This is a genomic window from Rhizobium sp. GW821-FHT14E12 (assembly GCF_058803745.1).
This window is the reverse complement of the sequence record NZ_JBXAPH010000003.1, coordinates 288012-302009: the sequence shown is the minus strand read 5'-3', so window position 1 is coordinate 302009 and position 13998 is coordinate 288012. Positions and strand designations below refer to the sequence as shown.

Sequence of the window (13998 nt, the reverse complement as noted above, 5' to 3'; positions counted from 1 at the left end):
TGCCAATCGCCTTGATTGGCTAGGTTCCCGGAACGGCGCAAATGCGCGAGCGCGTCAGGAAGCGCACCTCGCGGCCATTGTCGAGCGAGAACATCCCACCCCGGCCGGGCACGACGTCGATGATCAGTTCCGTATGTTTCCATGCTTCGTATTGAGGCCCGCTGATATAGACCGGCGCACCGCCGATTTCCCCCAGTTGGACGTCATGGTCCCCGACGATGAAATCATCTTGTGGATAGCACATCGGCGAGGAGCCGTCGCAACAGCCACCCGACTGATGAAACAGGATCGGCCCGTATTCCGCCTGTAAAGTCTTGATGAGATCGAGGGCGGCCGGGGTGGCGCTGACCTGATCGTTCATGATGCTTTCTCCCAATGACATGCCGGAGGCAGAGCATTGTTGCTCCGCCTCCGGCGAGCTGCGCTCGGACAGACGTCTCCAGGCTCAGAAGAAGCCGAGCTTCTTCGGGCTGTAGCTGACGAGCATGTTCTTCGTCTGCTGATAATGCTCCAGCATCTTCAGGTGGTTTTCACGGCCGATACCGGACTGCTTGTAGCCGCCGAAGGCGGCATGCGCCGGATAGGCGTGATAGCAATTGGTCCAGACGCGCCCGGCCTGGATGGCGCGGCCGAAGCGATAGCAGGTATTGACGTCGCGGCTCCAAATGCCGGCGCCGAGACCGTAAAGCGTGTCATTGGCGATCGAAAGCGCCTCGTCATTGTCCTTGAAGGTGGTGACGGAGACGACAGGCCCGAAGATTTCCTCCTGGAAAATCCGCATGCGATTGTGGCCTTTGAAGACCGTCGGCTTGACATAATAGCCCGCAGCCAGATCGCCCTGCAGGACATTGCGCTCGCCGCCGATCAGCACCTCGGCGCCTTCCTGTTTGCCGATGTCGAGATAGGAGAGGATCTTCTCCAACTGCTCGCTGGACGCCTGTGCACCAATCATCGTTGCCGGATCGAGCGGATCGCCCTGGACGATGGCCTCGACACGCTTCAGGGCCTTTTCCATGAACTTGTCATAGATGGATTCATGGATCAGGGCGCGGCTCGGGCAAGTGCAGACTTCACCCTGGTTAAGGGCGAACATCACAAAGCCTTCGATCGCCTTGTCGAGGAAATCGTCGTCTTCTTCGGCGACATCCTTGAAGAAGATGTTCGGCGACTTGCCGCCCAGTTCCAGCGTGATCGGAATAAGGTTCTGGCTGGCATATTGCATGATCAGCCGGCCGGTCGTCGTCTCGCCGGTAAAGGCGATCTTGGCGATGCGCGGGCTGGAGGCAAGCGGCTTGCCGGCCTCGAGGCCGAAGCCGTTGACGATGTTGAGGACGCCCGCCGGCAGGATGTCGGCGATCAGCTCGGCGAAGACCAGAATCGATGCCGGGGTCTGTTCGGCTGGCTTGATGACAACGCAATTGCCCGCAGCCAATGCCGGAGCGAGCTTCCAGATCGCCATCAGCAGCGGGAAGTTCCACGGAATAATCTGGCCGACGACGCCGAGCGGCTCATGGAAATGATAGGCGACCGTATCGTGGTCGACTTCGGAGATGCTGCCTTCCTGCGCCCGGATGACACCGGCAAAATAGCGCAGATGATCGACGGCGAGCGGAAGATCGGCCGCCATGGTTTCGCGGATTGGTTTGCCGTTGTCCCAGGTCTCGGCCTGCGCCAAGAGAGCCAGATTGTCTTCCACCACCTGGGCTATTCTGTTGAGCAGAAGGCTGCGCTCGGCGACGCTGGTGCGGCCCCAGGCATCCTTGGCGGCATGGGCCGCGTCGAGAGCGGCTTCGATGTCCTGCGCATCGGAGCGGGCAATCTCGCACAGCACCTGACCGTTGACCGGCGAGGTATTTTCGAAATAGCGCCCGGATTTCGGTTCGACGAATTTACCGCCGATGAAATTGCCGTAGCGCTTCTTGAAATTCGGACGGACGGTCCGGTGAAACTCTACCTTGTTCATTGGTTTTCCTCCCTGGCGAAGTCTTCGGGATGCAAGGATCCGCATCGGTGAAGACCGTGCACTCGTGACAATGCCGCCTCCGCGACACCGGCATCACAATGACGCCGCCGCTGCGGCTCTGTCATTCCCAGGGAATGAAACAAGGTCGGTGAGATGTCGCAGTTTTGCGACAGATCGCAATGCGATATCGCCGCTGCACCGGCTCACACGCGTCCAAGGGTCAGTCGAGGCCGAGCTTTTTCAATTTTCGGTGCAGGGTGGCGCGGCTGATGCCCATGATCATCGCGGCGGCGGAAATATTGCCCGAGGTGCGAGCGAGAGCGCGCTGAATCACGCTTCGCTCGGCCGTCGCATAGTCCTGTCGCGCATTCTTGCGCTGGCCGAGGAGATCGGCCGCCGGCAGCGGCCGGCTGAGCGCTTCGTCGGTCAGGCCGAGAAGATGCCGGGCGGAGCGGGACGCACCGATGACGAGATCGTCGTCATCGACGGCAAGCAGAGCATTCGCGGCGCGCTCCTGTAAGGGGTCGGCACCGCTCTGCGCCAGCACGATCCGCGCCTTCGGGAAAGCAAGGCGGAAGTTTTCGGCCTCGACATGCCGGGCGGCCTCGCCGACGGCAAGCGCGATCAACTTGACGAAATCCTCCGTCAGGTCGGAACGGGCCGAAGAAACATCGATCGCCGCCATCAGCCGGCCACGATGATCGAAGATCGGCGCGACCGTGCAGGACAGCGCCGTGTTGCGGCTGAAGAAATGCTGATCGCGATGGATGGTCAATGCGCGCTGTTCGGCAAGCGCCGTGCCGATGCCGTTCGTGCCCGCGCGCTCCTCGCTCCAGACCGCGCCGGTCCAGAGGCCCATCTTGCAAAAGACCGCGTCATCGGCGGCCGATCCGCGCCGGTCGACCGGCACGCCATCCTTATCCGCCAGGAGCACACAGCATCCGGCCCCGCCGACCGCCGAATAGAGGCGGTCGAGGCTTGCCTGCGCCGTCTGCACAAGCGATCCCAGGCGCTCGCGCACCTGCCTGAACTCGGCTTCCGTCAAAACATCCGGCGGCGCCCCGTCTTCGGGATCGAGCCCATAGAGGCGCATGGAACGGCTCCAGGACGCGACGACAGCCGATTGCGCCGCCGCACTTCCCACCAGAGCCGACTGGATCTGCGAGGCATGTCCTTCGCCGTCCGACATTCCCACGGTCTCCTCCCAAAGCCCAAGCGGTCGTCAGTTGTGGGAGAGGGTAACGTTGCCACGACTGCCGTCAAGCTAAGTTTAAGCGCAGTCGCATAAACCGGCATGTGGCTGGATCAGGCGATATCGAGGACGAATGCTGTTTGGAGAATGGGCTCCAATGCCGTTGGACGGGAAGACATGCGTAAGCTTTGTGAACAAAATTTAATGTACGGTTAATGTTTATTTAAATGCCTTAACCTAATAATCGGGTTGATGGAAAACCCCTCTGTCCCCTCCTCAATCCTCTGAATTTGCATAGAAATGTCGATCCTTCACACGTTCAGTATAAAGAGCGGTCGTCTCGTGGAATTGACATTCAGTTCCGGGGCACGCAGGCGCAACATTGTAGTATCGGGCCGCAAGAACAGGCAGGCGAAGTCTCGTATCCTGACTTTGGCTGGCATACTCACGATGGCTTATCTCGCCATATGCGGAAAGCTTATCTATTTCGACTCTCAGCCGACGGTCGATACGGCGAATATCCCGGCTGGTCCCGTGATCGCCTGGCGCCCCGACATTGTTGACCGCAACGGCGAGCTTCTGGCAACCGACATACGGACAGTGTCGATGTTTGCCGAGCCGTTTCATATCGTCGATGTCGACGAGGCGGTGGAGAAGCTTTCGACACTATTCCCTGACCTCGATAAAAAGACGCTCTATCAAAAGCTTTCCGACAAGCGATCGCACTTCGCATGGCTGCGGCGCCAGCTGACCCCGAAACAGCAGAACGAGGTTCTGGGGCTTGGAATTCCCGCGATCGGTTTCCGTCCGGAGGTAAAGCGTTTCTATCCGGGCGGACGGACCGCCGCTCACGTCCTGGGCTACGTCGACATAGACAACCATGGTGTCGCTGGTATCGAGAAGTATCTCGATGGGCAGGGGCTTTCAGACCTCACCTCCGCCGGCATGACAAGCCGCGACAGCCTGCAGCCTGTCCATCTGTCGATCGATCTTCGTGTCCAGAACATCGTACACGACGTCGTGTCGGATGCGATCGGCCAATATCAGGCTCAGTCGGCCGGCGCGGTCATCCTCGATATCCATACCGGCGAGGTGCTGGCCATGGCATCGGCTCCCGATTTCGATCCGAATGACCCGCAGGCCGACGTCAAGGGCTGGCTAAATCGCATGTCCGATGGCACCGACGAAATGGGCTCGGTGTTCAAAACCTTCTCGATCGCAATGGCCATCGACACCGGCACGGTCAAGCTGACCGACACGTTCGATGCCAGTGCACCCCTACACTATGGCGGCTTCACCATCCACGACGACCGTGACGTTCCGCGACGCGCGCTGTCGGTCCCCGAAATCTTCCGCTACTCGTCCAACATCGGCACCGCCAAGATCATGGACAAGGTCGGCATGGACGTCCAGAAGGCCTATCTGACCCGCTTCGGCTTGCTCTCGAGGATGCAGACGGAGCTACCCGAGGTGAAAGCTCCGAGCCAGCCGAAAGTATGGAAGAAGATCAACTCGATCACCATCGCCTTCGGCCATGGCGTCGCCACCACGCCGATGCAGACGGCAGTTGCTGGAGCTGCTCTTATCGACGGCGGCGAGCTGATCGAGCCCACCTTCCTGCCACGGACACAGGAAGAAGCGGAGAAGACCGAAAAGATGATCGTCAAAAAGAGCACCAGCGACGTCATCAGATATCTGTTCAAGCTGAACGGCGAACAGGGCACGGGCAAGACCGCCGATGTCCCCGGCTTCCACGTCGGCGGTAAGACGGGCACGGCGAACAAGGTGATCAATGGCGTCTATTCACACAAGCTGAGCTTCAATTCCTTCCTTGCCGCTTTTCCGATGGAGAACCCTAGATATGTGGTGCTGTCCTTCATCGACCAGCCGCTGACGGGCCTGCACAATCTGAACCTCGCCGCCGAAACGGCGGCACCCATGGTCCACGACATCGTCAGCCGCGCTGCGCCACTGCTCGGTGTCGAGCCGAATTTCGGACAGAACCTGCTGTCGGCTTATTGAGCAGACAAAGCCATATCGATGGAGTGCACTGAATACATCCTTCGATGGCGCAGCATGTGCTGTCACATTGATCCGCGGCAAAGCTCTCATTCAAGTTAGGGATTACATTGGTGTACACACCACCCGCCTTGTTGCCAACGCCTCGGCTGATATTGCGCGCCGCTCGCCGAGAAGATGCGGCCTCCTTGTTCGAGGAGTATACTGGGAGAAACGAAGCTTCACATTATCTACAGCGCCGCGCCCACTCATCGCAGGCCCGAACCGAAGCAGTCATTGACGCTTGCGGGGAAGGCAATTGGCTGACAGGCACCCGCTTTGTCTGGAGCATTCTTCGTCGCTCCGACGAAAAGCCGATAGGCCTGTTTCTGATGTTCATCGACGGGAGCAGCGCCGAGATCCACTATGGCCTTGGGCCTGCATTCTGGAGACAGGGATTGACCACCGAGGCAGGCATAGCAGTGATGGACTGGGTCACTCGGCAATCATCGCTGTTGGAGGTTTCGACCTCCTGTGCCGCCGAACATGTCGCCAGTCTTCGAGTGCTCGAAAAAATTGGCCTTCGCCGGATGCAGTTGCTCCCCGGTGAGCTGTTGCTGGGCGAAACAGGTATCCGGGTGGATGCCTGGCTCTATAGCTGGACCCGCTCCTGAGATCAGTTTGCTGCAAATTCCCGGGTTTTGTCGAATAGTTGGGAGTTTCGCAGCTTCACTCCGACAGGAGTCGATCATGGCGATCGTGCTTCCACCAAATGCTGACGGAAGAAAGCGACTATCGCGCCGTTGAAATCTCTGTGAAAGTCCGTTCGATCGAACCCTGGAGCATCGATACAAGCGTCCGAGGATGGCCTTATTTCCGGACAGGGCGTCAGGAATGACAAATGCATGGCATTGGGAACGATCCTAAAGTCCGGCTTGTTTGGCAATATGTGGGCAAGCATCGCGACATCTTCCGGCGATGCTCCACCACCGCCTCCGAGTTCCGCCCCCCATAGCTGAAGTGGAATTCTGACATCCTTCACGCTGTCAGTGGTCTGGAAGACGACGCTTAAGGGATCCGCCACTACCATTGCCTTGATGCGAGGATCGTGGGTCAACGACTGAAGTGGCAGTTTCGGCCGCGGAGGGTGAGCCTGGGTGGAGGGTGGGCAGCCAGTTGCTTTCGGGTCTGCGCACCGCGGCGGCAGCTTGTTGAAATCCGGATTGGCCCCGGCGATCACAAGACCCGTGTAGCCGCCCTGGGAAAATCCATAAAAGCCGACACGTTGCGGATCTATTTTGGCGGCGTCGGGGGCGGTAGTAAGCATAAAATCAACGGTCCGCTTGATGTCGACAGGGCGCTCGACCAACACTCCCAAGCCGTTTGCGCGGCTCATGTCCGCGTAATTTGCATGCGGATGATTGATAGCAACGACAATAAAACCCGCATCGGCAAGTGCTTCGGCGGTATCATGGTGGCCGAGATACCAGCCGCCATAGCCATGCGAGATGATGATAAGCGGGAGTTTTTCACCCGCAATCGGACAGTCCGGTACTGCGGGCACAGACAACGCTCCGATCCTCATTTCTGCAGGTGCTGCCAAACAAGGCGACCACATTGCCGCGTCGATTGCCGGGCCATCCGCACCGTCGGGAACTTGAATAAACTTCAAGCCAGCGGCATGGGTTAACGGTGCGATGAGACAGAGGGTAGCAGCAAGCACTCGGCTTAAGCGGATCATTGTATTTGCTCCATTTGACGAGAGATACTCGCGTTCAATCGGCAGAGAGCTGCCAAAGGAAGTTAGCGAGGGGCGAGCTGACGATGATGGTTCGCAGGCTGCGAGCGCCCACATCTGGCTATCAATCCACTACCTTGCATAAACAGATAGCTTGTTATATGCATATTGTAAACCCGAGGCATTCATGACCGACTCGATCCAAGTTCAATTGCGAAAAGGCGCCCTTGATCTCTGCGTCCTGGCCGTGCTGTCGCGGGGTGAAAGCTACGGCTATGAAATCGCCAGCACGCTGGTCACCGCCGTCGGAATGGGGGAAGGCACGATCTATCCGCTGATGCGACGGATGCAGAATGACGGCCTGGTGGCCACCCGCATCGTCGAATCGAGCAACGGGCCGCCCCGCAAATATTACCGGCTCACGCCGCTCGGCCGGACGATTTTCGAAGCGCATCGCCGCGACTGGCGTTCCTTTGCGGGCGCCGTCGATAAACTTCTTGAGGATTTGCCATGACCAGGGACGCCTTCTTGCGCACGCTGAGACTGGGGCTTGCCGGCCTGCCGCCTCAAGAGATCGAGGATATCGTCGCCGACTACACCGCCCATTTCGCCGAATCCGATGCTTCCGGCCGCAGCGAGGCGGAAGTCGCGGCAGCGTTGGGCGACCCGGCCAGAATTGCCAGGGAACTGCGAGCCGAGGCCGGGTTGCGCCGTTTCGAGGCCCATTGGAGCATGTCGAACATGTTGGCCGCCGCGATGGCGCTTGCCGGCCTTGCCATCGTCGATATCCTTTTTCTGCTGCCGCTGCTCCTTGTCACGGTTGTCATCACCTTTGGCCTTGCGGTCGCACTGATCGCCATCGGCGCGGTTGGGGTAAAGATCATCTTGACCACGCTGCTGTTCGACTTCGGCGGACCGATGATCGGAATAATAGCGCGCCTGCTCATCGGCGCCGGACTGGTGAGTTGCCTCCTGGGCGGCGGCGCCTTGCTGCTGATGGGACTAAGTGCTGGCATACGCATGCTCGGACACTATGCCCGGCTGCATTTCCGCCTGGCTGAACTGGACCAGCGCGCTTGAGCGTTGCATGACACCACGTTGAAGGAACGGGACAATGACTGGAAAGTTGGCATTCGTCGCGACAGCGGGATTGATCGGTGCAGTCGTCTTTCTGGCGCTGGGTATCGGACTTTCCGGACGGGATTGGGCAGAGGCGAGACATTTGTGGGGGGCGATGCCGTCCACCTGTGGATCAGCCGCATCCACCAGCCAGCAGGTGATCCTGCCCTTCACCGCCGTCGACAGGCTGGTGATCGATCTGCCGGCCTCGGTCCGCTACCAGCCGGGAGACAAGGCGGAGGCAATCGTCAGCGGCGATCCCGCCCTTCTCGACCATGTGCGGATTGAAGGCGGAAAGCTGAGCCTGGATTGCGATCCGGGCTGGGTTGACACCCGGCTCGATGTCAGCCTGTCGGGACCGGCGATAACCGATTGGAAGTTGCTCGGGAGTGGCAATCTCACCTTGTCGCAGATCAATCAGCCGCAGCTGCAGCTGAGCATCCGGGGAAGCGGCAGCGTTGCCGCGACCGGAGCCGCCGATACGGTCAGCCTGGATATCTCCGGTTCGGGCTCGGCGCGGCTCAAAAACCTGGCCGCCAAATCCGCCGAGATCAAGGTTCGCGGCAGTGGCGATGTGCAACTTGCCGCGCAAGTGGATGCCGACGTCTCGATCTCCGGAAGCGGCAACGTCGAGCTGTTCGGCCGCCCTGTCTTGCGGCACTCGGAAATCAGAGGCAGCGGCCGTATTAGGCAAGTGCCGTAACCATTCCAGCAGGAAAATTAAGCCATGCATCGACACGCAAACACGCTTTTCCCCGATTTCGAGGATAGGCACATCGAGACAGCCCAGGCCGAATTGGCCGTACTGACGGGCGGTTCAGGGCTGGCGGTCCTGCTTCTGCATGGCTATCCGGAGACACGCTCTGCCTGGCATCGCATTGCACCGGTTCTCGCAACCCATTACAGCGTCGTCATCCCGGACCTGCCCGGCTATGGCAACAGCCGCCTTGTCGGCGAAGTCCAGGGTGCCGGATCGAAACGCCAGATGGCGAAATGCCTGCATGAGGTGATGACGGCCCTCGGGCATGAACGCTTCGTCGTCGTCGGCCACGACCGTGGCGGCCGTGTCGCCTACCGCATGGCGCTCGACTATCCGGAAGCGGTGATCGCGCTCGTGTCGGTGACGGTCGTGCCGACGCCGGAAATGTGGGAAGGCGCCAGCAAGGCTTTCGGCATGGGCGCCTGGCACTGGTTCATGATGGCGCAGCCCGCGCCCCTGCCCGAAAAATTGATGGCGGCGGACCCGCGCTTCCTGATCGACCTCACCCTCGACAAGATGGCTCTCGGCATCGACCGGCTTCACCCGCTGGCGCTCGAGGACTATCGGACCGCATTCGACAGGGCGGAGGTGCGGCACGCCATGTGCGAGGACTACAGGGCTGGTGCTACCACCGATGAAGCAGACGATCTCACCGATCGCACATCCGGGCGCAAGATCCAGGCACCGGTCCTTGTTCTGTCCGAAGCAGGGCGGCTTTATGGCGGCGGTCGGGAACCGTTGAACATATGGGCGGATTGGGCGGAAAATGTCGAAGACATCGGCATCGGCGGCGGCCACCTGCTGCCTGAAACCGAAGCCGAGGAGGTGCTCGGCGCGCTGCTGCCCTTCCTGGAGAATATCTCTCGATGACACGCGACGGGTAGCCTGCCTCCTTGCCTGACGCTTAGGCGCAGAAGGTACCGGAGACATCGTCACGGTTGGTTGCCTTCCGCGGCAGCCAATGGCAAACAGGAGCGAAGACGCCCCAGGCGCTGCCCCATCGGAGGAGACACCGGAATGACGCTTATCTTGAACCGCCGTCAGGCGCTTATCGGCATGGGCGCTGTTGGCGCTGCCGCCGCCTTCGGCATGCCGGCGCACGCGGCGACCCGCAATCTTGCGGTTCTGCATCTTGCCAGCCATGCGCCAAGCTTCATTGCCTATGAGCGCGGCTACTACAAGGAAGCGGGGATCGACATCGAGCTGAAGTTCTTCGAAGCCGCCCAGCCCATGGCCGTGGCGATCGCCTCCGGCGACGCGGATTTTGGCGTAACAGCGATGAGCGGCGGCCTCATCAGCCTGGCGCAGAAGGACGCGGTCAAGGTGATCGGCGGCGCGCTCACCGAGGAAAAGGGAACGGTCGGCGCCATCATCCTCGCCTCGAACAAGGCCTATGATGCGGGCCTGACGGACCCGTCAAAGCTTTCCGGCAAGAGCTTCGGCATCACCACCGCCGGCTCGTCCTTCCATTTCATGATCCACAAGATCGTGCAGGCGAACAATATCAAGCTCTCGGACATCCAGCTTCGCCCGCTACAGAAGCTTGGCGCCATCGTCGGCGCGCTCTCGACCGGGCAGATCGATGCCTGGGCGATCCAGCCGAATGTGGCCAAACAGATGCTCCGGGAAGGCGCCGCCAAGCAGATCGGCCTTGTGTCCGATTATGCGCCGAACTACCAGGTGACGACGGCCTTTACCTCGACCAAGAATGCCAAGAACGAGCGGGAGCTGACAGAGGCCTTCGTCAAAGCCTATTCCAAGGCGATTGCGGACTACAACGCGGCCTTCGTCGACAACAAGGCCAATGACGCCGAGCGCGACGACCTGGCGAAGATCGTTCACAAATACGTCGAAAGCGACAGCCCTTTCGAGACCGCCAGGCAGAACCTGATCGACGGCGCGATGCGTATCAACAACGGCCTGGCGCTCTCGCTCGGCAGCTGCGTGGAGCAGCTCGAATGGTTCAAGTCCGAAGGCATGGTCAAGGAAGCGATCACCAACGAGCAGCTCTTCGACACGTCCTACGTCAAGACCATCTGACGACCGAGGCCGAATGCGGGAGCTTACAAGGCTCCCGCCTGGAGGACACATGGACCTGAAGCTCAAGAATATCAGCCATCGCTATGGATCCGTCGAGGTTCTGAAGGACATCTCGCTCGACATCCCGCAGGGCCAGATCGTCTGTCTGATCGGCCCGTCCGGATGCGGCAAGTCCACGCTGCTGCGCTTCCTCGGCGGCCTTGAGCGCCCTTCATCCGGTGAGGTCCTGCAAATCGGCAATCCGCCAGCGGGTTCGCTCAATCCGCTCACCTATGTGTTCCAGCACTTTGCCCTGCTGCCTTGGCGCACGGTCGAAGGCAATATCAAGCTGGTGCTCGAGGATCATGGCATCGGCAAACGCGAGATGGACGCGATCGTCACCGACGTCCTCGAACGCACCCGGCTTTCCGAATTTCGGCGCACCCTTCCCAAACAACTCTCCGGAGGCATGCGCCAGCGCGTAGCCATCAGCCGGGCGCTGGCCGTTCGCCCCGCCGTCATGCTGATGGACGAGCCGCTTTCGGCGCTCGACAGCCAGACCCGCGAATTGCTGATGGATGATCTGATTTCGCTCTGGACCCGCCAGCCCTTCACGTCGGTCTATGTCACCCACAACCTCAACGAGGCCGTCCGGCTGGGCCACCGTGTCGTGGTCCTCTCCCGCCGCCCCGGACGTATTCGCGAGATCGTCGATATCGATATTCCGCTTGCCGACCGCCACCTCGGCGATCCGGTGCTGGAGGAAAAGCAGAAGCAGCTCTGGGAGCTGATGCGCGAAGAGGCCATGGCCGCCGACAAGGAGCTGGTCAATGTCTGACATCACCACATTTTCAACGCCGTCCAGCATGGCCGATGACGACAACGCCGGAACGAATGCGGCGCCGGTTCGCGCTGTCGCCTTTCGCGGTGGCGGCTTCGCGCCCACGCCGGTTCGCGGCATGGGGATTGCGGTCTTTATCGTCCTGATCGCACTCGCCGAAATCGGCACCCGCACCGGCATCATCTCGAACCTGACGCTGCCGCGGCCTTCGGCGGTTCTCGAAACCTTCCTGCAGCTCTGGCGGACCGGCCTGCTCTGGCAACATCTGCTGCCGTCGCTGCAGCGGCTTTTCGTCGGCGCCACCCTTGGCATTACCGCCGGTATTTCGATCGGCGTCTGCATCGGCCTTTTCAGCCATGTCCGCGCCGGCCTCGTGCCGCTGGTGGCGGCGTTGTTTCCGATCCCGAAGATCGCTCTACTACCGCTGTTCGTCATCTGGTTCGGGATCGACGAAACCTCGAAATACGCGCTGATCGCCTTCGGGACATTCACGCCGACGGTCGTTGCCACTTACGGCGCCGTCGACAATGTCGACCGCTCGTTGATCCGCATGGGCCAGAGCTTCGGGCTGAGCTGGTGGTCGATTGTCCGCAAGATCGTCCTGCCGGGCGCGTTTCCGGCCATTCTCTCCGGTCTTCGCGTGTCGATCTCGATCGCGATTATCCTGCTGGTCGCCGCGGAAATGCTCGGCGCGCAATTTGGTGTCGGCGCCTATATTCTCGAAGCGGGCTCGCTCTATGATCTTGAAAAGCTGTTCACCGGCGTCGCCATCCTGTCGATGATGGGCCTGATCGTGAACTTCGTCATCGGCCAGATCGAACGGCGCTTCCTGAACTGGCGCGGATAGTCATCCGGCTCTGTCGCTTGCGGATGTCCAGCGGACCGACCACAAGCGACAGGATCAAGGAATGCGGCGAAGAAACAGGGCCGGCAGTCTCAGCTATTTGCCGTTCCAAGATTATCGACCGGCATCGTGGTGGCTCTGTCGACCGTGTCGGTCTTCGGCGCGCGTCCAAGCGACGAGCGCTCGACCTGCACCGACCGCCACTCGCTTTCGAGGCGATCAACGATGTGTAAGGGTATCTCGTTCCGTACGGCTTCACGCTCTTGCATCAGAACCTCCTTGGTGTGAGGCCCTTTGGATGGCATGAAAGAAATTCTTTGTAAATCATAGCATTAAAGGGTTTAAACGATTGAATTTATTTTAATCGATTAGAGATTCCTCAATTTTGCGGGCACCCTCGATTTCTCCACAGGGGTAAGATGATCCCTCAACGCTGATTCACAATCCACTCGCGAAAACGGACAAGCGGCGGGTATGCCAGGCGCTCGAACGGACAGGCAAGATAATAGCGTTCGTCGCTTTCCAGCTCGTTGGACGAGGCCGCCACCAGCTCGCCGCGCTTGAGTTCTTCCTGGATGAGAAAGGTCGGCAGCAAGGCGACACCGAGGCCGGAGATGGCGGCCTGGGCGGCGGTTGCGAACTGATCGAACAACATGCCCCGCACACCGGAGGCAGGCGCACCGTTTGCCGCCAGCCATTTTTCCCAGGCATCCGGCCGGGTCGTCAGATGCAGCAGTGGCACCTGCAGGAAATCGGCGGGCTCCACCAGCCGGTGTCGAGCCAGAAAATCGGGGCTACAGGCCGGCACGGTCCGCTCCGACATCAAGAATGCAAGTTCGGCGCCCGGCCAGTGCGGATGGCCGAAATGGATGGCGGCGTCGATCGAATCCAGCCGAAAATCGAACGGCGACAGACGGGTGACCAGATTGATCGTAATGCCCGGATTGGTCGCCAAGAAGTCGCCGAGTCTCGGGGCAAGCCAACGTGTCCCGAAAGTCGGCAGGATCGCCACGTTCAATGTCCCGCCGTTCGGGTTGGCGCGCAGGTCGAGTGACGCCGAGGAAATCCGCCGCAATGCCTCGCGGATCTCGCGGGCATAGCTGTCGCCGGCAAGGGTCAGGCGGATGGTCTGGCGTTCCCGCACGAACAATTCCACGCCAAGCTGCTCTTCCAGCGCCTTGATCTGGCGGCTGACGGCGCTCTGGGTCAGATCCAGTTCCCTTGCCGCAACGGTGACACTGCCGGTGCGGGCCGCCGCCTCGAAGGCGGACAGCAGGGACAAGGAAGGCAAAAAGCGCCGCGGCGTGATCATGTTCATTCCCATACGGAATTAACTCTTGAAGAAATATCAATTTCTTCCACGAAAACCGCGCCGTAAAGAGGCATAAATGGAAAAATCGGAATGATGTCGCCATATCTCCATGAGCGTTGTTCCCTTCGATCTGACCAACCGTTGCGAGATAGTCCAATGCAGGCTACTGCTTTCATCTCCAGACATTGGCTGCGGCCGGGCCAGGCGTCTCT

15 protein-coding genes are annotated in these 13998 nt (G+C 60.2%); 9 read left to right on the top strand and 6 right to left on the bottom strand.

Features of this window, described 5'->3' with window-relative positions; all coding sequences use genetic code 11:
• Window positions 1–19: 19 nt before the first annotated feature.
• From AC1RO0_RS14710 to AC1RO0_RS14700, 3 genes are all read right to left on the bottom strand, one after another.
• Window positions 20–361, bottom strand: coding sequence for a DUF779 domain-containing protein (locus AC1RO0_RS14710; protein WP_498593627.1), 342 nt, complete (start codon window positions 359–361; stop codon window positions 20–22).
• An 84-nt stretch (window positions 362–445) separates the two neighbouring features.
• The gene (gene adh, locus AC1RO0_RS14705; protein ID WP_498593626.1) at window positions 446–1963 is read right to left on the bottom strand and encodes an aldehyde dehydrogenase; all 1518 of its coding nucleotides are present in this window, start codon (window positions 1961–1963) and stop codon (window positions 446–448) included.
• Between the two features lie 220 nt (window positions 1964–2183).
• Window positions 2184–3152 carry a GAF domain-containing protein gene (locus AC1RO0_RS14700; protein WP_498593625.1) on the bottom strand — a complete coding sequence of 323 codons (969 nt, stop codon included), beginning with the start codon at window positions 3150–3152 and terminating at the stop codon, window positions 2184–2186.
• A gap of 303 nt (window positions 3153–3455) precedes the next feature.
• Between AC1RO0_RS14700 and AC1RO0_RS14695 the strand changes: the two genes are divergently transcribed.
• Window positions 3456–5177, top strand: coding sequence for a peptidoglycan D,D-transpeptidase FtsI family protein (locus AC1RO0_RS14695; RefSeq protein ID WP_498593624.1), 1722 nt, complete (start codon window positions 3456–3458; stop codon window positions 5175–5177).
• A 110-nt stretch (window positions 5178–5287) separates the two neighbouring features.
• Entirely contained in the window at window positions 5288–5827 is a 540-nt protein-coding gene (locus tag AC1RO0_RS14690) for a GNAT family N-acetyltransferase (protein ID WP_498593623.1), read from the top strand.
• Window positions 5828–5901: 74 nt separating this feature from the next.
• Here the strand turns inward: AC1RO0_RS14690 and AC1RO0_RS14685 are convergent, their stop codons facing one another.
• A complete protein-coding gene (locus AC1RO0_RS14685) occupies window positions 5902–6894 on the bottom strand; it encodes an alpha/beta hydrolase family protein (protein WP_498593622.1) in 993 nt (330 codons plus the stop codon).
• A gap of 184 nt (window positions 6895–7078) precedes the next feature.
• Between AC1RO0_RS14685 and AC1RO0_RS14680 the strand changes: the two genes are divergently transcribed.
• From AC1RO0_RS14680 to AC1RO0_RS14650, 7 genes are all read left to right on the top strand, one after another.
• The gene (locus tag AC1RO0_RS14680; RefSeq protein WP_042470647.1) at window positions 7079–7405 is read left to right on the top strand and encodes a PadR family transcriptional regulator; all 327 of its coding nucleotides are present in this window, start codon (window positions 7079–7081) and stop codon (window positions 7403–7405) included.
• Entirely contained in the window at window positions 7402–7971 is a 570-nt protein-coding gene (locus tag AC1RO0_RS14675) for a DUF1700 domain-containing protein (protein ID WP_498593621.1), read from the top strand. The genes AC1RO0_RS14680 and AC1RO0_RS14675 overlap by 4 nt, the downstream gene beginning before the upstream one ends.
• 34 nt (window positions 7972–8005) lie before the next feature.
• Window positions 8006–8713: a GIN domain-containing protein gene (locus AC1RO0_RS14670; RefSeq protein WP_498593620.1), complete on the top strand. Its 708-nt coding sequence runs from the start codon at window positions 8006–8008 to the stop codon at window positions 8711–8713.
• A gap of 24 nt (window positions 8714–8737) precedes the next feature.
• A complete protein-coding gene (locus tag AC1RO0_RS14665) occupies window positions 8738–9640 on the top strand; it encodes an alpha/beta fold hydrolase (RefSeq protein ID WP_498593619.1) in 903 nt (300 codons plus the stop codon).
• 147 nt (window positions 9641–9787) lie between these two features.
• Window positions 9788–10810, top strand: coding sequence for an ABC transporter substrate-binding protein (locus AC1RO0_RS14660; RefSeq protein ID WP_498593618.1), 1023 nt, complete (start codon window positions 9788–9790; stop codon window positions 10808–10810).
• Window positions 10811–10859: 49 nt separating this feature from the next.
• On the top strand, window positions 10860–11627 hold the full coding sequence (locus AC1RO0_RS14655) for an ABC transporter ATP-binding protein (RefSeq protein WP_498593617.1): 768 nt from the start codon (window positions 10860–10862) through the stop codon (window positions 11625–11627).
• Between the two features lie 28 nt (window positions 11628–11655).
• Entirely contained in the window at window positions 11656–12477 is an 822-nt protein-coding gene (locus AC1RO0_RS14650) for an ABC transporter permease (protein WP_498594028.1), read from the top strand.
• 89 nt (window positions 12478–12566) lie between these two features.
• Here AC1RO0_RS14650 and AC1RO0_RS14645 read toward each other — a convergent pair whose 3' ends face one another.
• Both AC1RO0_RS14645 and AC1RO0_RS14640 read right to left on the bottom strand, forming a co-directional pair.
• Window positions 12567–12743, bottom strand: a complete 177-nt coding sequence (locus AC1RO0_RS14645; protein WP_498593616.1) for a hypothetical protein — start codon at window positions 12741–12743, stop codon at window positions 12567–12569.
• A gap of 158 nt (window positions 12744–12901) precedes the next feature.
• Entirely contained in the window at window positions 12902–13792 is an 891-nt protein-coding gene (locus AC1RO0_RS14640) for a LysR family transcriptional regulator (RefSeq protein WP_371110254.1), read from the bottom strand.
• Window positions 13793–13998: the final 206 nt, after the last annotated feature.